Origin of the sequence: Eubacterium sp. SB2 (assembly GCF_001244405.1) — a bacterium.
Lineage (GTDB): Bacteria > Bacillota > Clostridia > Lachnospirales > Lachnospiraceae > Faecalicatena > Faecalicatena contortus_B.
Genome location: NZ_LN865153.1, coordinates 1,277,513 through 1,298,507, shown reverse-complemented (window position 1 = coordinate 1,298,507; position 20,995 = coordinate 1,277,513). Strand labels below are relative to the sequence as shown.

Below are 20,995 nucleotides of genomic sequence, written 5' to 3'. Positions count from 1 at the left end.
GTAGCCTGTGGGGAGCGGGATGGGAAGGCTGCGGAAACACACGGCGGGTGATTTCGGAAGTGTAGAATGCGCGATTAGAGCCCGTTACATCAAAGCGGGAGCCTCACATGGGCAGAATCTGCTTCCGAAGCAGATTCTGAAACAGCCTGAGCTGTGTAATCCATCAGGATTACGCAGTGAATGCTGTTGGACCATGTGAGGCTCCCGGTTTGATGTTACGGGCTCTTCGCAAATGGAAAGCTTCGAAATCACCCGCCGTGTGTTTCCGCAGCCTTCCCATCCCGCTCTCCACAGGCGGCCTCCCCTCTAAACACAAACCACCCGCTGCCCCACAATATCGGAATATATCTCCACCCCTTCTGCTTGGAGTTCTGCTACGTGGATGACGTCGGAATAGATTTCTTCTTCTGTGGTTTCTTTTAGCAGGTTCTCCAGGAGGTTTGGGTGTGCGAGTATTTTTTCTTCGTCAAAATGCACCTGGCTGTCCCCCTGGAACAGGGCGATGTAGAAGATGTTGGATTCTACGATATCCTGGAAAAAGTGGCTTCCGTAGGAGAGCTCGGGCATCAGGCCCAGATTCTCGTAGGATACTTCGCAGATGGCATCCATGCTGCACAGGTCTGTGAAACGCACCGGGACACCCAGGGCGGGCGTGGTGGTTCCCCAGCGGCCGGGGCCGATCAGGACGGCGTGGCGGTTCCGAAGCAGACGGTTCAGGGTGCCGATCTGGTTGGCTATGGCATATTTCTGGTGCTCATTCAGCTCCAGGTAAGGTTTAATTTTTACAAAAATGATATAGTGGACCGGAAGACGGACATTTCCCCCCATAAAGTTTCCTTTTGAGGAAAAATAGCTGCGGTCCCTGCCCGTATTTTCAGGGAATTCTATGGTTTTTCCAAGACCCTTTGTCTGCAGGGGGCGGCATTGCAGCAGATTGATCCGGTAATCTTCTTGTTTATTGAAGTTGCAGGTGAATTCGATGTCTACGGGATAGTCGTAAGTATGCGATAATACGGCCAGAATATTTTCAAGCGCCCTGGGAAAATCCGTATGCCTCAGCAGGCGGGTGAAACTGACAATGTCCGGAACTTTGCGGCCCGGCTGGCCGATTTCACGGAAATGTCTGGCAAGCTCGTAGTCAGGTTCCATGAAGAGCCGGATATTGGTCTTCAGAGGAAGACCTGCGGTGTCCTCGATGGGCACGGTCTGGAATTCATTTTCCTCCAGATTAATCACATCCACGTAGTGCTGGGAAAATTTCCTTTCATCTCCATAGTTGAGCAGGGGAGGGCGCTCCGGTTTGTCCAGCGCCACAATCCGTGGATAGTCCGAATTAACCCGGTCTACGGCGCGGGTGCCCATTCCGAATACGAGACGCAGCATCCCCTTGGACGGATCGGTGTTCTTATCCCAAACGAACAGATTAGAAGAATTACCAACTCCGGCACAATGGGGGAAGAAGTATTTGCCGTGGTAATCGCCGGATACTCTCTGCACCAGCAGAGCCATCTGCTCGTCCTCGCCGGAGAGGCCTCGGTTCTTGCGGTATTCCAGAGCCTCCTGGCTCATGACACTGGCATACACCTTGCGCACGGCCTCGAGAAAAGCATCATAACGGTCTTCCGGTGATCCCTGGTTGGGACAGAAGAAACTGTCGTATTTTCCGGCAAATGCATTTCCAAAGTTATCTTCCAGAAGAGAGCTGGAGCGGACAATGATGGGAGACTGGCCGTAATATTCCAGCATGACCATGATCTGCTCCTTGATTGCAGGAGGAAAATGCCCGGTCAAAAGCTTTTCCCGAAGTGCGGGAGCCGCACGGAAATATCCTTCCTCCGTCTTTTGTTCCATCCGGAGGCGCCAGCAGCCATTTTGTACAATGTAAGTATAGAACACATCCGAGCCGATATAATAGGAATCGTGCCGCTCCATATGTTCCCGGTAAAAATCCGGGTTTTTCGTTTCCAGTATTTTGCGAGCTAAAAGCATGCCCACCGACTTGCCGCCGATATATCCGGTACCGATCACCCGGCTGCCGATCTGAATCAGATCCGCCAGTGTGAAGTATTCCCTGCTCAGAGAGGCAATTCTGGAGCGCTGTCCGATGAGCAGATTCAGCAGGTTCTCTTTTACATATGCCTGCTCTGCGGAAGCGGCGTTCAGATAGGGCTTGGCCTCCTCAAAGCTTACATCCCAGTAATCCAGCTTTTTAGTATGAATCTGGAGCCTGGAAAATAACTCGGCAGAGCTTGCACTGTCCGTGATGCACTCTGCGCCGGATTCTGTAAGCAGGTGGGGCAGAAACATAACGGGGGAGTAGCGTTCCCAGACCTTCAGCGGGTGCAGATAATAGTTTCCGTCTACAAAATAGAGATTCAAAAGAAGCCTCACAGCTTCCCGGATCCGTGCAATGGTATCCTGCGTATGGGCATTCCTGTCAAGCGCAAAACAGGAAACCGTCTCGAACTCCGACAGATAAGGGCAGGCCACCTGAAAGAAATTCCCGATCATCAAATCGGAGCACCAGTGCTGCTGCAGCTCGGTGAGACAGTCGAACAGATAGAAGCAATGCTTCCCCTCTGCCGTGATAATCCGGTATATATCGCTGGTGAAAGATTCAAAACCATGACAGACATCGATGGTATACATTTGAAAATCAGCGCCTTCGTCTTTCAGTGCGGCATCATCCACCAGGGGCGCGTGACTGCCAAAGTGTATATAAAGGATGCGCCTGCGGTCCGCGGCAGCCTGCCTGACAAACTTGCGGGCGGCAAATGCGTAGGACTCCAGAGTGTCCACCTGCCAGATGATATGATCACCGGGCCGGAGGCCGCCGATTACCTCGTCTGCCCCCGCCAGTCCGGTACTTATTTGTTCAATGCTTTCCATAGTTTTCCTCCATTCCTGCATGGACAGCCAATATTATTTCCAGTTTAACACAAATAGAAAAAAAATCAAATGTTGGGAATCCATACATTTCGCGGAGGGTATTGTCCAGGGGCATTCCTGCCATATCGTGGGGAGCTGCATGGCAGGAAAAACCGCAGGCAAAAGGGACAGATGTCATCGGCTGACAATAATGGTTGGATAGCCGGCTCTTTTGAGACGCTGTTCCATGGCTGTTGCATCGTCCAGAGTATCGTAATTGCCGACCTGAACCCGGAAGAATCCGTCCGTATCGACGATAGATGCGGGGAAATCCTGTTCCAGAAGTTCATTCAGCAGCCGGTTCGCATAGGTGGGATTTCGGAAAGCGCCCACCTGTACCTTATATCCCGGCGGATCGATCACCTGATCCATCTCCAGTGTGTCGAGAATCCCGGAAGCGATTGCCTGGGCGATTGCGTCGAAATTGTCATCAAAAAGCTGGTTATCTGTGTTGGAATTGATAAATCCAACCTCCACCAGAACAGCAGGCATTTTTGTGCGGCGGAGCACCACCAGGTTGGGGCGCGCCTTTACGCCGAGATTCACAAATCCTACGGCCTCGAGCTGTTCATTGATATTTTCAGCCATCTCAAGTTTAATTCCGGAGAGATCATATACCAGTGACTCCACCCCTGATACTACGTTGTCTGTGGGAAAAGAGTTCCGGTGTATGGAAATGAAAAAATCCACCCCCGCATTGTTTGCTTCCATTGCTTTTTCATAAGGAGATTCGTATACATCCGTAGTTCTGGTGTATTCTACGTCGATATCATGATTCTGAAGAATTTCACCAACGGCTAATGTAAGGCGCAGAGTATCGTCTTTTTCCTGGCGTCCATTATATACGGCGCCTGGGTCACGCCCCCCGTGTCCTGCATCTAACATGATTGAATAAGGCATAAGTAAAGATTCCTTTCACATTGTTCTATTTTATGATATGTAGAAAATGCCAGGATGTTCCTGTCTGCCAAAGAAAATCGGACCCCCGCATGGAGCCTGACTGCTTACGCGCAGTTCAGACGCCAATTGGAAGTCCGATAGGATGATTGGCATGGCAGAATTATGATCCGCCGTATTCCTTATGCCGTTCTCCATATTCTTTTTTTGACGGGACGTCATCCGGATCCTCGGATTCTCCGTCCTCTTCATCGGTTGCTTTCTTCTCAGGCAGATAGACGTGTACGCTTTCCACCCTGTTCTTATCCAGTGTTTCAACGACCAGCATAATTCCGCTGTCTGTCGTAACCTCGTCACCAACTTCGGGCAGCCTGTCCAGATGCTCTATAATAAAACCGCCGAGGGAGTCATAATCCTCAGACTGCAGTTCCAGGTCCAGACGGTCATTGACATCATCCAGGCTCATGGAGCCTTCGATAATATATTCGTTTTCGCCAAGCTGCTTTACGAAGTCATCTTCTTTCTCGTCATATTCATCATGGATTTCCCCTACGATTTCCTCCAGAATATCCTCAAGAGTAACAAGACCGGCTGTTTCACCGTATTCATCCAGCACAATAGCGATATTAAAAGAGGCATCCCGCATTTCCACGAGCAGCTCGGATATATTTTTATATTCGTAAGTAAAATATGCTTCGCGCAGTATGTTGCGCACAGAAAACTGCTCCGTACTGTCAAAAAGCAGAAGGTCTTTCATATTAATGGTACCGATAACATTATCGGTTGTATCCTCATAAACAGGGAGACGTGTGAATTTGTCTTCTTTGAAAATATCAATCAGTTCCTTATAAGTACTGTTTACATCTGCAAATGTCACGTGTACACGCGGCACCATTACATCCTTGGCACGGGCATCGCCCAGGTCGAACACATTGTAGATCATTTCCTTCTCTTCGGATTCAATGATTCCGTCTTCGTGGCTTACATCCACAATCGTACGAAGTTCGTCCTCTGTCATGGCGCTGTTCTTGGCATTGGGATCAATGCGGAATATAAACAGTATTCCATGTGAGATCAGGTTAATGATGAAGATAAATGGGGTCATCACCACCATAAATGCCCGGATCACCGGGATATAGGCAAGGGACAGCTTCACTGCATTTAAGGTTGCCATGCTCTTTGGAGTAATCTCTCCAAATACGAGGATCGCAACTGTCAGGATTGCCGTTGCAATGCTGACCATGTAACCACCGAAGCTGTAGGCCAGTGTGGTGGCTAATGAGGAAGCGGAAATATTTACAATGTTGTTGCCGATTAAGATTGCGCTCAGCATCTTACGGGAATGTTTTTCCGTAACGTCCAGAACTATCCTGGCACGTTTGTTTCCGTCGTCTGCCAGAGAACGCATGCGGATCTTGCTCACCGTGGTAAGCGCCGTCTCCGCGGATGAAAAAAATGCAGACAGTATCAATAAAACGATTAATATAACAAATTGTATGGCATCACTCGAGTCCAATTATCTGTTCACTCCTTTATTATTTTATTGCGTAATTGCTCAAAGCATGTATACCCCCTAAATATACAACATTCGGGGCTTTTTTGCAAGTGGAGTTTCGTGTGCGGCTTTAGTGGTGCGGTGGGAGGGGGCGCAAAATGAAGGGATAGCCGCCAGCCTCCGAAGGGCACACATGCCGTTCTAAATTGCGGACACAGAACCTAAGAAATTCTAAGAAGCAGCCAGCCGCGAGAGTGGGGCACGGATGGCACATCACGAGAAATCCGATGATTTCTCGCGCTGGGCCATCCGCTTTTATGATTCGGAATCATAAAAGCTCCCCACTCTCGCGGCTGTCTGGTTCTAAGAATTTCTAAGGCCTGCTTTAGCAATTTAGAACGGCATGTGTGCCCTTCGGAGGCTGGCGGCTATCCCTTCATTTTGCTGGGTGCATCCAATCGGCAGATAAGCCTGCCTGCCAGGGTGGGCTCCATGACGGGGGCATTGTATGGATTCGTTTGGTGATACTGGATAGATCCGGTACATAGAAAGAGCAAGTTATACATTGTTCGGCAGTTTACTGCAGACCTGCCCGTCAGGGTATGTGTTACGGGGTGCCCTTTGGGTATACCTTATTCCGCAATTTACTGCATTGCATGTGCGAAAATTTTGAACAGTAAAAAGTGAGCTCAATTGTAAAGGGGAACTTTTGTGTTTTTACAGCGTAATTGCTCATTTTTCTGTCAGGTACACTCGTGCCGTTAATAAACTAATGGGGCTTTAATGATCCACCAAGCGAATCAATACGCTGCTCCCGTTACGCAGCCTCCCCCAAGATGGGGTCTTAACTACCGTCTGGATACGCCCAGCGAAATGAAGGGATCGCCGAAAGCCTTCCAAATGCACCTATGCCGTTGCGATGTGCTAAAGCGGGCCTTAGAAATTCTTGGAAGCCGACAGCTGAAAAAGCGGGGAGATTTTGTGATCACCAAATCACAAAATCAGGCGACCCAGCGCGAGAAATCATCGGATTTCTCGTGATGTGTCGCCTGTGCCCCGCTTTTTCAGCTGTCGGCTTCCTAGAATTTCTTAGGCTCGTGTCCGCACATCGCAACGGCATAGGTGCATTTGGAAGGCTTTTGGCGATCTCTTCATTTCGCGTCCCCTTCATTTCGCGCCCCCTCCCCTCCGCAAGTCTAAAGCTTGCGTACTAAACGTTGAATTTGGCGGGGGTTTGTTGTATGATTGAGGTGAAAGTTCAAAAGAATTGGAGATCATGTATGAGTTTATACGAAAAATTATGTGACATACTGGGAGAGAAATGCGTTTTTGCAGATGAACCAATGAGCCGCCATACGACATTCCGTATAGGAGGGCCGGCGGATTATTTTGCAGTTCCCTGTGATACCGAAGGCGTAAAAAAGGTCATCGGTTTGTGCAAAGAGGAAGAGGTGCCTTATTATATTCTGGGGAACGGCAGCAATCTTCTGGTGGGAGACAAAGGATATAGAGGCGTTGTGATTCAGATTTATAAAAATATGAGTGGGATACATGCTGAGGAGAATCGGATTTATGCGCAGGCAGGCGCTCTGTTGTCCAGGATAGCGGCGGAGGCTCTTTCGCACAGCCTGAAGGGGTTTGAGTTTGCATCCGGGATACCGGGGACACTGGGCGGAGCTGTGATGATGAATGCAGGGGCCTATGGAGGTGAGATGAAGCAGGTTCTGGAGAGCGTGGTTGTTATGACTCCGGAAGGTGAGGTAAAGACGCTCGGGGAAGATGAGTTGGAATTGGGGTACCGAACGAGTATCGTTGCCAAAAAGAATTATATTGTTCTGGAAGCAGTGATCAGGCTGGAGCCGGGAGATGCCGGTGATATCCGTTCTTATATGGAGGAGCTGAAAGAAAAAAGAGTGTCAAAGCAGCCGTTGGAATACCCCAGCGCGGGGAGCACGTTCAAACGGCCGGAGGGGTATTTTGCAGGCAGGCTGATAGAGGATGCAGGGCTGCGGGGATTTCAGGTGGGAAATGCGCAGGTGTCACAGAAACACTGCGGATTCGTGATTAACCGGGGCGGCGCTACGGCAGCAGAAGTGATCTCCCTGATGGAGCAGGTTGCTGATAAGGTGGAGGCGGCATCCGGCGTCAGGCTGGAGCCGGAAGTGAAACGGATAGGAGAATTCTGAAATGAGATTTGTGATTGTAACTGGTATGTCGGGCGCCGGCAAATCCACTGCGCTGAAGATGCTGGAGGATATGGGGTATTTCTGTGTGGATAATCTGCCCATTCCTCTGATTCAGAAGTTTGCGGAGATGCTGGCGGCGCCGGATACCGAGATAGACAAGGCGGCCCTGGGGATTGATATCCGGGGCGGCCAGGCCTTTAAAGGACTGGAAGAGAAGCTAAAGCAGATTGATGAGCTCGGGCTGGGCTACGAGATTCTGTTTCTGGATGCCGGGGATGATGTTCTGGTTAAGCGTTACAAGGAGACCAGGCGGCAGCATCCTTTGGGCGGAGCAGGGCACATTGATATTGGCATTGCAAAAGAAAGAGAAAAAATTGCGTTCTTAAAAATGCAGTCCACGTATATACTTGATACAAGCAAGATGCTTACACGAGAGCTGCGGCTGGAGCTTGAAAAAATTTTTGTGGAAGGGAAGGATTTTAAGAACCTTTATATCACGGTGATGTCGTTTGGATTTAAATATGGGATCCCGCAGGATGCCGACCTGGTGTTTGATGTCCGTTTTCTTCCCAATCCATATTATATTATGGATTTGAGGCCGAAGACAGGCAATGACCAGGAAGTGCGCGAATATGTAATGGACAATGACAAAGCCAGGGAATTTCTGGGGAAATTAACTGAAATGATGGAATTTTTAATACCCAACTATATACTGGAGGGAAAAAATCAGCTGGTGATTGCCATAGGATGTACTGGCGGCAAGCATCGGTCCGTTACGCTTGCAAACGCCCTGTACCAGTTTCTGGAGCCGAAGGAAAGTTATGGAGTGCGTATCGAACACCGGGATATTGGGAAAGATGCTATAACGAAGGCGAAATAGGAGAGAGCTATGTCATTTTCTGGAAATGTGAAAGAAGAACTTTCGAAGCAATGGAACACCGCAAGGCACTGCCAGATTGCTGAACTTGCAGCCCTGATCAGTATGTGCGGCTCTATCGTAATCAATAGTTATGGGCATTACAGCGTAAAAATTCATTCGGAAAATTTGGCTGTTGCAAGAAAATGCTTTACATTGATCACAAAAACATTTAATATAGAAGCTGATATCTCTATCCGCAGGAACATTGCGAAGGAAAGTGTCTCTTATGCTGTGGTGGTAAAACGGCATGAAGACGCGCTTCGTATCCTTCAGGCAGCAAAACTGATCGAAGAATTTCAGTCAGAATTCGAAGAGGTCCACATTGTGAATCCTCTCGTTGTACAGCAGACATGCTGCAGACGCTCTTTTATCAGAGGTGCTTTTCTCGCCGCAGGCTCGATGAGTGATCCAAACAAGTCGTATCACTTTGAGATTGTCTGTGCCTCCGAGAAGATGGCACGTCAGATTCGGGAGCTGATATGTGGATTCTCCATGGATGCCAAGATTGTCCAGCGGAAGAAGTCCTATGTTGTGTATCTAAAGGAAGGCTCGCAGATAGTGGATATCCTGAATATTATGGAAGCGCATATTTCCCTCATGGAACTGGAAAATGTCCGGATTCTAAAAGAGATGCGCAATACCGTAAACCGCAAGGTAAATTGTGAAACTGCCAATATCAACAAAACAGTATCAGCCGCAGTCAAACAGGTGGAGGATATTACATATCTGAGAGATACAATAGGTTTTGAAAAAATGTCGGAGGGACTGGAGGAAGTAGCGCTTGCCCGCCTTTCACATCCCGATGCGACACTCAAAGAGTTAGGGGAACTCTTATCACCGCCCGTTGGAAAGTCTGGGGTCAATCACAGACTTAGAAAACTGAGCGAGATGGCAGAGAAGGTTAGGCAAAAACAAGGAGGATTATTATGATTGAAACACCGGTTGTTGTGAAACAGGACAAGGGACTTGACGGAAGACCAATCGCATTGTTAGTACAGGAGGCAAGCCAGTACTCAAGTTCAATTTATATTCGGGTAGATGGGAAGAAGATCAATGCAAAAAGCATTATGGGGATGATGAGCCTGAACCTTTCAGAGGGCGAGAAGCTTACGGTAGTAACAGAAGGCGAAGATGAGCAGAAGGCTGCAGAAGGAATTAAAACCTTTTTTACTAAGAAAAAATAGTCAGATGCATTTTAAAATAGAATAACGGGAGATAAAGAATTAAGAAGAAAGAACTATATGGAAAGAGGTTGTACTTTTGTGCAGCCTCTTTTATAATGAATGGATATGGAGTAATAATTGTGGTCAGCGTTATGGCTGATCTGTTGTTTGGATAGGATGGAGGAGATCTGGATTATGAAAAAAATGCTGTTTATTTACAATCCAAACGCCGGAACGGGGCTGTTAAAACCGAAACTTTCCGACGTACTGGACATTTTTGTAAAGGGAGGATACGAGGTGACGGTATATCCGACGCAGCGCTATCACGATGCACTGTCTAAGACCATAAGTTATGAGGGCGATTACGATCTGGTTGTCTGCAGCGGTGGTGACGGCACGCTGGATGAGGTGGTGACGGGAATGTCCAAAAGGGATAAGCAGGTGCCGGTCGGCTATATCCCGGCAGGGACTACGAATGATTTTGCCAACAGCCTGCATATCTCAAAGGATATGCTGGAGGCGGCGGATACTGCAGCTAACGGGGTTCCGTTTCCATGCGATGTGGGTGTTTTTAATGACGATATCTTTGTCTATATTGCCGCGTTTGGCTTGTTTACAGATGTATCCTACGAGACAAAGCAGAGTATGAAGAATGTGCTGGGGCATCTGGCCTATGTGCTGGAGGGCACGAAGCGTATTTTTAATATCCCTTCTTACCATATTAAGGTGACATATAACGATGAAGTGCTGGAGGATGAGTTCGTATTTGGCATGGTGACTAACTCCAGGTCTGTGGGGGGGTTTAAGGGCATTATCGGCAAAGATGTAGTGTTCGATGACGGTGAATTTGAGGTAACGCTGATTAAGACCCCAAAGAACCCCATAGAGCTCAACGAAATTATTGCTTCCCTTGTAATTAAGCAGATTGATTCCAAGCATATGTATTCCTTCCGCACAGGCCATATTCGTTTTGAATCCGTGGAAGAGATTCCATGGACATTGGACGGAGAGTTCGGCGGGGAACATGATGATGTAGTGATTAAAAACAAGAAGCAGGGGCTTCGGATTATGGTGGCGGAGAGAAGTATTGAACATCTTTCCGTAAAGGGAAGAATTGAGGGCAGCAGGGAGTCATAGGGAGCCTGGCGGGCTATATGCCTGCCAGGCTTGATGTTTCATATCCCACAATCTCAATCTCATAAGCAGTCAGACGAAGCGTCTGGGATCTGTCTGCGGGACGTTGAAACGCATAGTAATTATGCTCCAGATATAAGGCGGTTTTGTTCCCTTTCTGCGTGAAATAGAGCGTAAAGTTTTTTTCGGCATAAGGGCATTGCGCCACCACGGTCCCGTGTCCGCCTTCATAGCCGACAATCAGATAAATCCCGCCTTTCACCAATATGGAAAGTACCTTTTGCTCCTGTTCATATAGATCGGCCCGAAGAAAAGAAGCGCTGCTAAGCAGATTACATTCGATGGATTTTTTATAGCTGCGGGCAGGTTTTATCTCTTCCAATACTGCCGGGGCCTTTGTCATGCAGTGTACCGCGGTGTCAAATAAAAGTGGTTCACTGCTGCGAAAGATTTTTGAAAGCCAAAACAAATCCCGGCCATAAAGCCCGGTGTGTTCCGTGACCGCAAAAAATGCAGGGGAAGCGGATGTATACCGGGTGACAAAGCCGACTTTTCCGTAGGCTGTATCAATCATTGGTTCCAGGATCAAGATTCCGTCCAGATAAATCATAAAGTGACTATAATTTCGGAGTACCCGTATATGATGGGATACTTCATGATTGTAGACGGCGGAAAGCCTGTAACTGGAAATTGTCTTTTTAAAATGATTAGTTTCTTCTATTACAGTAACGCTGCGTCTGCCGCTGTCAAAAAGCAATTCGATATAATTTGCGTGATCCAAATAAGATAATAAGATACCATATCTTGCGCCCATGTGGGTGGGCTGGCTGACGATATCCCATTCCATCACATAATTTTCAAAACTGCGGTTCAGGATCTTTCTGACAATCCCATTTTGTTCTGTGCTTTGAAAGTCCGGTCTGTCCAATTCTCCAAAACACGAATAGGCAGGCGGCTCGGGGCAGTCCTGCGCCTCATAAGAAGGCGCATTTGTCAGCAGGCGGCAGCCACTGTAATACAGTGGGTCCAGGCGCATTACCCTTTCTTCTGTCTGTGCCGTTAGCGGGCGGTCCTGATTCCTTCCATGGTAAATGATCCAGTCATCGGTCAGGTTGGGCGCTTGTATCACGGAGCAATGGCCCGTGCCCTCCACCATTTTATTTCTGCAGACCAGAGGGGAATATGTATGGTCAGAGGGATATTTCTGCCAGCAAATATCGGGAATGGGCGAATTTCCCTCTGCAAAACTATAGCCAAGGTAATAATTTTCCCGTACGTAGGCATTTGCGGCATAAAGCAAATATGCCCGGTTATGTCTGCGCAGAAAAAAAGCGCCTTCTACGGTATACCAGTCTCTTTCATCCCCGAAACGGTTTTCTTCAAACATTTCCTCTTTTATAGAGGGGGTTACAACCGGCTTTTCTTCTCCGGCCAATTCTGTGAAATGAATCAGACGATCCACGAGAATTGAAGTTCCCGGGCGGTATTCATCTGTTCCCATATAATCATTTACAGAATAGAACAAATAGACGGTTCCGTCATAGTCCCTGACAACGTGCGCGTCAATGGAAAACTTCTGGAAAAAAGTTTTGACATAAGTAAACGGACCTTCCGGGCTGGCAGCAGTATACAGCTGGAGATATTCCTGATGATTGTCTTTTGTGCTAATCCCCGTGTTAGAGCAATAGAGATAAAAGGTACCGTTATCATATATGACACAAGGGGCCCAGTAATCATGCTTGTCCTCCTCCTTTGCAACCCTGCCGAGAAACTTCCAGACCGTCAGGTTTTCTGAACTGCTGACGTTGACTCCGTTTTCGTCGGTAGAATAGCAATAATAGATTCCGTTAAACTTGATAACATAGGGGTCCGGATTGGTCGGTATTGTGCCCGGTTCAGTGTAAGCTGCCGGATTTGTATAAAAGGACTGGCGGTTTAACCTGGGCAGATGATAATTTTTATTCATAGAATCTCCTTTAAAGTTTGTATTTATAAAAAGTTCTCCGGTTATTGTGCAGACCGTGCACTCTACTGCGCTGTACCGGTGCCGATCATATGATGGGCTTGGGGCAGCTGCGCACGGTTTGCAACACTTCAGGCCTGCCTGAACTGTTACCATGGTTTACTTGTGGTACAACAGCCTTTGTGAAAAAGCATTTCTATATGCAGTTGGCGTCAGTCCGGTTTTTCTCTTGTACACTTTCACAAAATGCTGTGCACTGGAAAAGGACAGCTCGGCGGCAATCTCATTGATTGTCATATTCGTATCCACAAGCAGGATATTAGCAGTATCGATTTTAAGGTTCAGGATCAGCTGCTTTAGGGGGATATCAGCAACCGAGGTGAAAAAGTGGGAAAGGTAAGACTCGTTATAATTAAAATGTGCGGCAATATCGGATACCTTTAGCGGGCGGTTGATATTCTGCTTTACGAAGTCAATAATATCGTAATATATCTGCTTTTGGCTTTTTTTCTGGGATACACTGTTAATGAGCAGTGGATTCATTTGAAAATGAAGCTCACAAAGTATGGTTGTAGTAAAATAATTCAGGATTCCCGGGGGATACTGTTCCTTAACGGCATCCTGCAGCTGCTTCATGAGAATGACGATTTTATCTACATTCGCAAGCTCTCCTTCGTTTGGGATGGAGAGCGTGTTTTTGGCCAAAGCATTCTTATAGCTTCCTACCTCCAATGCCGGGATGTCTTTCTGTATGATCTCATGTCCCGCCTCAAAATGAACCCAGTAGAAGGAGCAGGCAGAGGGCCTGAACCCAATCCTGCGGTTCATAGGCGCCTGCCAGGGCGGGAGAAGGATATAAGAACCGGTAGGGATCGTGTGGTTCTTTTTGGCGAAATTCAGATATAAAGTATCCTTTGTTGGAATGATAAGCTCATAATTTTTCAAGGGATACTCATCCGTATGCATCCAGTTTTGAGACGGTGCCTCGAATTTACCCGCCATATCATAGGATAAGGGGGTGTCTATTTTAAATTCCAGAAATTGCATTTTTCTTATATTACCTCCATCCTGAGAAATATACCCATATTTTTATGTTATATAAACGTACAATGGCAAAACACAGTCATAAAATCGTGTTATTGTATAAGTTTTTGGCAGAAAACAAAAAGTCTTACGCATATATGCCATATTAGAATTTTATCAATGATCAAAAACTTATACAATAATCAGTTGACAATATATAAGAAATTGACACTTATTCGAAGGTTTATGTAGTTTACTAAAGGGAACTATGGAAATATAATTCAATTATGAAAAAGAAATCCGGCGCCGGTTTCTGAAACATCTTTATGGACCCAAAATAATATGCCGCAGGGAAATGAGTGCGGCAGTCAGTGAAATAACAGTTAGGAGAGGAAAAATGAATAAGAACAAGAAATTCAAAAGATTATTTGCCATAGGAATGGCAGCAGCCATACTTGCAACGGGATGCTCCGGCGGAAAGTCAGAGGATGCTTCTGGCGGCAGCTCAGCGAAAGCAGATAAAAAGACAATTAAATGGCTTCATCACTACAGTGAGGATTCCACCAGAAAATGGATCGAGGAGATCACCCGGCAATATACGGAGGAAACAGGTGTCGAGTTTGACATACAGGCGGTTTCCTATGATGAATACCAGACTTTATTAAAAGCAAAAATTGCAAGTGATGATGCCCCGGATCTGTTCGACCTGACAGCGTCAGACCTGAAACAGTTTAAAGAGAATGGCTATGTGGAGGATTTGAGCGGCGCAGAATTCTGGGACAATCTGATTGAGAGTGCAAAGGAAAGCTCAAAAGTGGATGGAGTGAACTACTTTATGCCATTCGAAGCAAATGCGTCGGCCGCCTATTATAATGCAGAAGTCTTTGAAAAAGCAGGAATTACAGAGCTTCCGGAGACATATACAGAGTTTATTGATGTGTTAAAGAAGCTGGAGGGCAGCGGAGTTGTTCCGATTGCATTTGGAGCGCAGGAGGCATGGACAATCACAAATGATTACCGTGCGGACATGCTACAGCAGGTTCTGGGGGAGAATCCTGACTGGATGAAAGACTTGGAAGCACGGGATGCCAAATTCGCGGACGATAAGACATTTCTGGAGACCCTGGAAAAGTTCAAAGAACGGCATAATTATGGAAATAAAGAGCAATTTGGCACAGACTGGAATAAGGCCACAGAAATGGTAGCTACAGGAGAAGCGGCAATGGTTATTAACGGCAGCTGGTCAATCAGTGCCATACAGGAAAAGAATCCTGATGTAGAAATTAAGTGTTTCCCTGTGCCGGCTACAGAAAAACCGGAAGATACCAGGCTGACGACATGGAGCGGCGACGGATTTGTCGTATATTCAGGCTCAGAGGTAAAACAGGAGGTCATGGACTTCTTAAAGGTAATGACAGGTAAGGAGTCAGGAAATATCTGGCAGAACGACGCCAAGAGGCTATCCGTTATCAAAGATCTCCCGGACGCGGCCGATCCTGCGCTTGGTGAAATCAGTGCATATATGAATGAAGGAAAACTCTTCGATGTATCATCCATGCAGAATGAGTTTACGGGCGAATATTACGATGCAAATGTGGAGATTCTGACGAAATATCTGCTTGGGGAAATTAAAACACCCGAGGATGCAGCCGCTGCATTGGATAAGAAGTTTGACGAGATACAATCAAGACAGTAGACAAGCAGATTTTACACGTAATGCTTATAACTGGTAACAGTTCAGGCCTGTCTGAACTGTTACAATAGTTCGGGCTTGCCTGATCTGTTACTATACCTGCACGCGGACCCTGCGGCGACGTAAACATGAGCTGCAGATTCCGTGCTGCGGGAAGCAAGAACAAGGAAGCACATTCTGACATATGGAGGCATGATATGCAAAAGCGAAAGAAAGCGAAAGAAAAATTCTGGTATACGGCGCTGCTTCTGCCCGGTTTCGCCCTGTTTATTTTTTCCATCGTTATTCCGTTTATTTCCGGAATCCAGGTGTCTTTTACCAGTTGGGACGGAATCGGCCAGGTTATGAAATATGTGGGTGTTAAAAACTACCTGCTGCTGCTGAGGTCGCCGGATTTCTGGAATTCAGTAGGCCATAGTTTTTATTTTGCTATTTTAATTACTGTATCGAATAATGTGCTGTCTCTGGCGGTGGCTTTGGGGCTGAACCGTGCATTTAAAGGCAGAGGCGCGCTTAGGACTGCGTTCTTCTTTCCGACATGCCTGAGTACGGTACTGGCTGCATTTATCTGGAGCTTTTTATTTCGGGAATCGCTGGCCCCTCTGTTCGGCGGGATGAGCCTTCTCGGAAACTATAAGACTGTAATACCGGGTATTGTATTAATTGCATTGTGGAATGGCTTGGGAATTAATGTGGTGATCTATCTCGCAGGGCTGTCTAATATTTCCCGTGAACTATATGAGGCGGCCAGAGTGGATGGAGCGAATGCCCTGCAAAGTTTTAAAAGTGTGACGGTTCCGATGCTGATGCCGTCTATTACAGTATGCGTGACAATGACCCTGATCGGAGGTCTCAAAGAATTTGCGACCACAATGGCGGCAACAGGAGGGGGACCGGGGAAAGCAAGTGAGATGGTGTCCATACATATCTATAAAAACCTGTATTCATACTATCAGGCAGGATATGGGCAGGCTGTGGCAATTGTATTTGTACTGATTCTGATTGTCTGCGGGGGAATCCTGTCCAAAGTACTCAGGAGCAGGGAGGTAGAGGCATGAGAACAAAAAGATTTTCTAAAAAAGGAATGTGGATTAATATACTGCTTTTTTTGCTGGCGGTTATCTTCCTGGTCCCCTTCTATATCTGTATTGTAACAGCCTTTAAGACCCCGGCGGAAACGGCGGTATCTACGTGGAGCCTGCCAAAGGGGCTTGATTTGAGCAACTTTGCGGAGGCTATGGAGAAAAGCAATTTCCTGCAGTCTTTTGGAAACAGTATCTTTATAACGGTAGTATCTACCTTGGGAATTGTGTTATTTAGCGCAATGATGGCTTACAGTATATGCCGTAATCAGGAAAGCCGGCTGTACAGAATGTTTGGAAGCGCCTTGTTTATTGGTATCATGATACCTTTTCAGGTGATTATGATACCGGTTTATAAGATGTTTAAGAATATGGGGCTTCTCAACACTTACCGGGGAATCATCATTTTGATGATCGGCACAAGCCTTCCATACGCATCGTATCTGGTCATGGGATTCATCAAATCTATACCGGTGGCGCTGGAGGACGCTGCGCGGATTGACGGGTGCAATATCTGGCAGACTTTTTGGAAAATTGTATTTCCGCTGTTGAAGCCGATTACCTCCACTGTGGGGATTCTGCATGTGCTCTGGATGTGGAATGAATTCAATATGTCATTTATCGTATTGCAGAAAGAGGCCATGCGGACACTGCCCATTCAGCAGTATCACTTTTTCGGACAGTTTACCATTAATCTGAATCTTGGGTTTGCATCAGCCTGCCTGTCCATGATACCGGTTATTATTTTCTTTTTGTTTGCACAGAAACTGTTAATCAGCGGGATCACAAACGGGGCAGTGAAAGGATGATGAAGTATGAAAAGATTTATGGAAAGTAAAGGGAAAAAGGTGTTCGTAGTAGGAGGCCAGGCCCATAACTCCAGTTCTTACGGCGCGTCGGTCGATGAAGCGTGCGCAGCAGTCAGGGCGGTTGGCGGCAACACGGTAGAGATACCGGTCTATTGGGAGAATATTGAGCCGAAGGAAGGACAGTTTTATTTTGGTGATGTGGAACAGATATACCATAAAGTGAGAGAAAACGGCCTCTATCTGATCGTGCTTTGGTTTGGTACATGGAAAAACGGTACCTGCAAGTATGCACCGTCCTGGGTAAAACTGGACGGCCGCCGTTTTCACAGGGTAGTAGCAGAAAATGGGGCGAAGATCCCTGTTTTATCGCCGCACTGCCGGGAAACGATGGAGGCGGACGGGAAGGCTTTTCAAAAGTTAATGGAGCGTCTTGCCATCCTGGATCCTGAGGGTGATACCATCCTTGCTGTTCAGGCAGAGAATGAACCCGGCATTATGAACGGCCCCGCAAGAGATTATGGGAGCCGGGCAACAGAGGCGTTTACTTGTCCATTGCCGGAGAAAATGCTGGGAATGCTGGTCGCATTTCCGGATTCACAGGTTGCGGGATGCTGGGAAGCGAATGGCAGAAAGACCCAAAGCTGGAGCGAAGCTTTCGGCAGGCATGCGGAGGAGATATTCACCGCATATGCGGTTGCAGGGTATGTAAACGAAGTTGCCCGCAGAGGACGTACATGCTATCAAACGACGGTATACACGAACGTGTGGGTGGACAATCACAGATTAAAGATTCCGGGGAAGGATTACCCTTCCGGAGGCGCGGTCAGCCTGGTAATGGATGTATGGAAGTATGTGGCGGATGCGCTTGATTTTATTTCTCCCGATAACTATCAGCAGACAAATCAGGGGTATATGGCTTGCTGTGACTGCTACAGCAGAAATGATAATCCTCTTTTTATCCCGGAGTCCGGGCTTTTGGAGTGGAATTCAAGGTTCATGTTTTCTGCGGTTGCAGACTATAGGGCAATCGGAATCTGTGCCTTTGGGATTGAAAGTATCCTAAATGATGGGGAGATTGGCGCCCAGGAGCAGGCTGTTGCGGAAAGTCTGCAGATTCTGGGGGCGCTGGCGCCAGGGCTTGTCCGCTACCACGATAAACCGATGACGGCGGTTATGCAGGAGGAGTACGCCCAGTACCAATACCTGGAACTGGGTCATTACGTCGGGATTGCTTATTTTACAAACTGCAATTCCCTTGTAGGGCGCATGGGGACTGATTGGAACTGGCATAATTATCAGCACAAAGACTATCTTAAGAGGCAGAAGCGGGGAGGATGCCGCGGTCGGGGGATTATCATTCAGAGTGATGAGAATGAATTCTTAATTGCAGGGGACGGATTTCAACTGAACCTGCTGCCGGCGGACGGTGAGACGCCTGTTAATTACCTGGCGGGCAGTGATTTTCATCTGACCCGGAGCCTGGATTTTATATCGATAGAAGAAGGCGTATTTAATGAAGACGGAGAGTTTGAGGTGCACAGAAGAAGAAACGGAGATGAGGCAGACTTTGGAATCTGGGTGGAGCCGGATGTAAAGGTTGTAAGGGTGCGCCTATGCGGCTGGAACGAGGAGAATCGACATGAGGACATTTGAAAGTATTTACCAGACAAAAGTGAGTGACATAGAAGTAAAGGATGCATTTTGGTCAAAAATACAGAACCTGATTATTGAGGAAGCCATCCCCTATCAGGAAAAAGTTTTAAAGGATGAAATACCCGGTATCGAAAAAAGCCATGCCATAGCGAACTTTAAGAATGCGGCCGGACAGGGGGAAGACGGATTTTATGGGGTGGTATTTCAAGACAGCGATGTGGTCAAATGGCTGGAAGGAGTTGCGTATGCTTTATCGGTAAGAAGCAATCCGGAATTGGAAAAACGTGCAGATGAAGTCATAGAGTGCATCGCTTCAGCCCAGGAAGAAGACGGATACTTGGATACGTATTTTTTACTGAAGGAGCCGGAACATAAGTGGCAGAATCTGCAGGAGTGTCATGAGTTATATTGTGCAGGGCACCTGATGGAGGCCGCCGCAGCCTATTATAATGAGACGGGGAAGACCAGTCTGCTCAAAGTTGCAGAACGACTGGCAGATCATATAGAGGCACGGTTCGGGCCCGGCAGGGTGCAGGGAATTCCGGGGCATCAGGAGATCGAGGTAGGGCTGATAAAGCTGTATAAGGCAACAGGGGCAGAGAAATACTTAAGGCTTGCATCATGGTTTATTGAGGAACGGGGGAAGAATCCTGATTATTTTCTGGAGGAAAAAAAGAAACGGGGATGGATACATTTTGGAATGGATCCTGAGGACCGGGAGTATTCCCAGTGCCATGCTCCGGTCAGGGAGCAGGACAAGGCTGTGGGGCATAGTGTGAGAGCGGTCTATATGTATATGGCAATGGCAGATCTGGCGATGGAGATGAAAGATGAATCCATGTATGATGCATGCAGGAGGCTCTGGGACAATATCGTCAATAAAAGAATGTATATTACCGGAGGGATCGGATCCACAGCGGAAGGAGAAGCCTTCACTCTTGATTATGACCTGCCGAATGACACCGCATATGCCGAAACCTGTGCGTCCATTGCCATGGTCATGTTTGCAAAGAGAATGCTGGATATTGAGGCCCATGGACAATATGCGGATATCATGGAAAGAGAGCTCTATAATGGGATTCTGAGCGGGATGCAGCTGGATGGAAAAGCATTTTTTTATGTCAATCCGCTGGAGGTTGTGCAGGGGGTATCGGGAAAGCAGGCAGGTTATAAACATGTATTGCCCAGACGTCCGAAATGGTATACCTGTGCTTGCTGCCCGCCGAATATTGTGCGCCTGATGACATCATTGGGGACGTATGCATGGTCTGAAAAAGAGGATATCATTTATTCACATTTATATCTGGGTCAGGCTGCTGACCTGAAAAAAGCAGAGATTCATGTGGAAAGCAGGTACCCGTGGGAGGGGGATGTATGTTATACGGTATACCCGAAGGCGAAGAAAAATTTTACGCTTGCAATCCATATACCTGATTATATAGAAGAGTTTACCCTGCTTGTAAACGGAAGTAGAGCAGATGCGGCAGATAAAATAGAAAAAGGTTACCTGTATCTGCGGCGTGAATGGATGGAAGGGGATACAGTCCGGATACAGTTTGACCTGAAAATAAGAAGAGTGTACGCCAATCCGGAAGTGCGTGCAGATACAGGATGTGCGGCCTTCCTTAGAGGGCCTGTGGTATACTGTTTCGAGACCGTGGACCAGGAGGGGCCTTTGCATGCCTATCGGATTCCATGTGACGCAGAGGTAAAAGCGTACACGTGCAGCAGCGGGATACTGAATGGAATGGTGCTTCTTAAGGCGGACGGATTACATATGAAGGGATGGGACTCCTTATATTCGGAAACAAAGCCTTTCGCTGAAAAGGTCCGGCTCACTGCTGTGCCCTATTTTGCCTGGGGGAACCGGGAAGAAGGGGATATGAGGGTGTGGATGCCGGAAATGACTGGAGGGGGGCGCGAAATAAAGGGATAGCCGCCAGCCTCCTAAGGGCGCATATGCCGTTGCGAATTGCGGACACAAACCTAAGAAATTCTAAGAAGCAGCCAGCCGCGAAAGTGGGGCACGGGATGGCACATCACGAGAAAT

At 47.4% G+C, this 20,995-nt stretch carries 15 protein-coding genes; 10 read left to right on the top strand and 5 right to left on the bottom strand.

The genetic code is table 11. The annotated features are described in order from the left end of the window. Positions 1 to 306: 306 nt before the first annotated feature. From BN1938_RS18150 to BN1938_RS18135, 3 genes are all read right to left on the bottom strand, one after another. On the bottom strand, positions 307 to 2,889 hold the full coding sequence (locus BN1938_RS18150) for a PEP/pyruvate-binding domain-containing protein (RefSeq protein WP_050641893.1): 2,583 nt from the start codon (positions 2,887 to 2,889) through the stop codon (positions 307 to 309). Positions 2,890 to 3,063: 174 nt separating this feature from the next. Next, the gene (locus tag BN1938_RS18140; RefSeq protein ID WP_050641891.1) at positions 3,064 to 3,828 is read right to left on the bottom strand and encodes an N-acetylmuramoyl-L-alanine amidase; all 765 of its coding nucleotides are present in this window, start codon (positions 3,826 to 3,828) and stop codon (positions 3,064 to 3,066) included. Between the two features lie 160 nt (positions 3,829 to 3,988). Then, entirely contained in the window at positions 3,989 to 5,341 is a 1,353-nt protein-coding gene (locus BN1938_RS18135) for an HlyC/CorC family transporter (RefSeq protein WP_242843885.1), read from the bottom strand. 1,259 nt (positions 5,342 to 6,600) lie between these two features. On the opposite strand from BN1938_RS18135, the gene murB reads away from it, so the two are divergent. From murB to BN1938_RS18105, 5 genes are all read left to right on the top strand, one after another. Continuing rightward, on the top strand, positions 6,601 to 7,506 hold the full coding sequence (gene murB, locus BN1938_RS18125) for a UDP-N-acetylmuramate dehydrogenase (protein WP_050641889.1): 906 nt from the start codon (positions 6,601 to 6,603) through the stop codon (positions 7,504 to 7,506). Between the two features lies 1 nt (position 7,507). Then, positions 7,508 to 8,386 (top strand): RNase adapter RapZ, encoded by an 879-nt coding sequence (gene rapZ / locus BN1938_RS18120; RefSeq protein WP_050641888.1) that lies wholly within the window; start codon positions 7,508 to 7,510, stop codon positions 8,384 to 8,386. A 9-nt stretch (positions 8,387 to 8,395) separates the two neighbouring features. Further along, a complete protein-coding gene (gene whiA, locus BN1938_RS18115; RefSeq protein WP_050641887.1) occupies positions 8,396 to 9,355 on the top strand; it encodes a DNA-binding protein WhiA in 960 nt (319 codons plus the stop codon). Next, positions 9,352 to 9,609 carry an HPr family phosphocarrier protein gene (locus BN1938_RS18110; protein ID WP_050641886.1) on the top strand — a complete coding sequence of 86 codons (258 nt, stop codon included), beginning with the start codon at positions 9,352 to 9,354 and terminating at the stop codon, positions 9,607 to 9,609. Before whiA ends, BN1938_RS18110 begins: the two co-directional genes overlap by 4 nt. A gap of 174 nt (positions 9,610 to 9,783) precedes the next feature. Continuing rightward, positions 9,784 to 10,725, top strand: a complete 942-nt coding sequence (locus tag BN1938_RS18105) for a diacylglycerol/lipid kinase family protein (RefSeq protein ID WP_050641885.1) — start codon at positions 9,784 to 9,786, stop codon at positions 10,723 to 10,725. A gap of 13 nt (positions 10,726 to 10,738) precedes the next feature. Here the strand turns inward: BN1938_RS18105 and BN1938_RS18100 are convergent, their stop codons facing one another. Continuing rightward, positions 10,739 to 12,688: a glycoside hydrolase family 43 protein gene (locus BN1938_RS18100; RefSeq protein ID WP_050641884.1), complete on the bottom strand. Its 1,950-nt coding sequence runs from the start codon at positions 12,686 to 12,688 to the stop codon at positions 10,739 to 10,741. Positions 12,689 to 12,844: 156 nt separating this feature from the next. After that, positions 12,845 to 13,732 carry a helix-turn-helix transcriptional regulator gene (locus BN1938_RS18095; protein WP_050641883.1) on the bottom strand — a complete coding sequence of 296 codons (888 nt, stop codon included), beginning with the start codon at positions 13,730 to 13,732 and terminating at the stop codon, positions 12,845 to 12,847. 373 nt (positions 13,733 to 14,105) lie between these two features. Between BN1938_RS18095 and BN1938_RS18090 the strand changes: the two genes are divergently transcribed. From BN1938_RS18090 to BN1938_RS18070, 5 genes are all read left to right on the top strand, one after another. Further along, positions 14,106 to 15,404 carry an ABC transporter substrate-binding protein gene (locus tag BN1938_RS18090; protein ID WP_050641882.1) on the top strand — a complete coding sequence of 433 codons (1,299 nt, stop codon included), beginning with the start codon at positions 14,106 to 14,108 and terminating at the stop codon, positions 15,402 to 15,404. A 194-nt stretch (positions 15,405 to 15,598) separates the two neighbouring features. Continuing rightward, entirely contained in the window at positions 15,599 to 16,459 is an 861-nt protein-coding gene (locus tag BN1938_RS18085) for a carbohydrate ABC transporter permease (RefSeq protein ID WP_070102501.1), read from the top strand. Then, a complete protein-coding gene (locus tag BN1938_RS18080; RefSeq protein ID WP_050641880.1) occupies positions 16,456 to 17,292 on the top strand; it encodes a carbohydrate ABC transporter permease in 837 nt (278 codons plus the stop codon). The genes BN1938_RS18085 and BN1938_RS18080 overlap by 4 nt, the downstream gene beginning before the upstream one ends. 6 nt (positions 17,293 to 17,298) lie before the next feature. After that, the gene (locus BN1938_RS18075; RefSeq protein ID WP_050641879.1) at positions 17,299 to 18,945 is read left to right on the top strand and encodes a DUF5597 domain-containing protein; all 1,647 of its coding nucleotides are present in this window, start codon (positions 17,299 to 17,301) and stop codon (positions 18,943 to 18,945) included. Beyond that, a complete protein-coding gene (locus BN1938_RS18070) occupies positions 18,932 to 20,881 on the top strand; it encodes a glycoside hydrolase family 127 protein (protein WP_050641878.1) in 1,950 nt (649 codons plus the stop codon). The genes BN1938_RS18075 and BN1938_RS18070 overlap by 14 nt, the downstream gene beginning before the upstream one ends. The last annotated feature ends 114 nt before the right edge of the window (positions 20,882 to 20,995 follow it).

Coding starts and splice junctions, on each gene's coding strand:
- BN1938_RS18150 (WP_050641893.1), bottom strand. CDS start 2,889: ATGGAAAGCATTGAACAAATAAGTACCGGACTGGCGGGGGCAGACGAG.
- BN1938_RS18140 (WP_050641891.1), bottom strand. CDS start 3,828: ATGCCTTATTCAATCATGTTAGATGCAGGACACGGGGGGCGTGACCCA.
- murB (WP_050641889.1), top strand. CDS start 6,601: ATGAGTTTATACGAAAAATTATGTGACATACTGGGAGAGAAATGCGTT.
- rapZ (WP_050641888.1), top strand. CDS start 7,508: ATGAGATTTGTGATTGTAACTGGTATGTCGGGCGCCGGCAAATCCACT.
- whiA (WP_050641887.1), top strand. CDS start 8,396: ATGTCATTTTCTGGAAATGTGAAAGAAGAACTTTCGAAGCAATGGAAC.
- BN1938_RS18110 (WP_050641886.1), top strand. CDS start 9,352: ATGATTGAAACACCGGTTGTTGTGAAACAGGACAAGGGACTTGACGGA.
- BN1938_RS18105 (WP_050641885.1), top strand. CDS start 9,784: ATGAAAAAAATGCTGTTTATTTACAATCCAAACGCCGGAACGGGGCTG.
- BN1938_RS18100 (WP_050641884.1), bottom strand. CDS start 12,688: ATGAATAAAAATTATCATCTGCCCAGGTTAAACCGCCAGTCCTTTTAT.
- BN1938_RS18095 (WP_050641883.1), bottom strand. CDS start 13,732: ATGCAATTTCTGGAATTTAAAATAGACACCCCCTTATCCTATGATATG.
- BN1938_RS18090 (WP_050641882.1), top strand. CDS start 14,106: ATGAATAAGAACAAGAAATTCAAAAGATTATTTGCCATAGGAATGGCA.
- BN1938_RS18085 (WP_070102501.1), top strand. CDS start 15,599: ATGCAAAAGCGAAAGAAAGCGAAAGAAAAATTCTGGTATACGGCGCTG.
- BN1938_RS18080 (WP_050641880.1), top strand. CDS start 16,456: ATGAGAACAAAAAGATTTTCTAAAAAAGGAATGTGGATTAATATACTG.
- BN1938_RS18075 (WP_050641879.1), top strand. CDS start 17,299: ATGAAAAGATTTATGGAAAGTAAAGGGAAAAAGGTGTTCGTAGTAGGA.
- BN1938_RS18070 (WP_050641878.1), top strand. CDS start 18,932: ATGAGGACATTTGAAAGTATTTACCAGACAAAAGTGAGTGACATAGAA.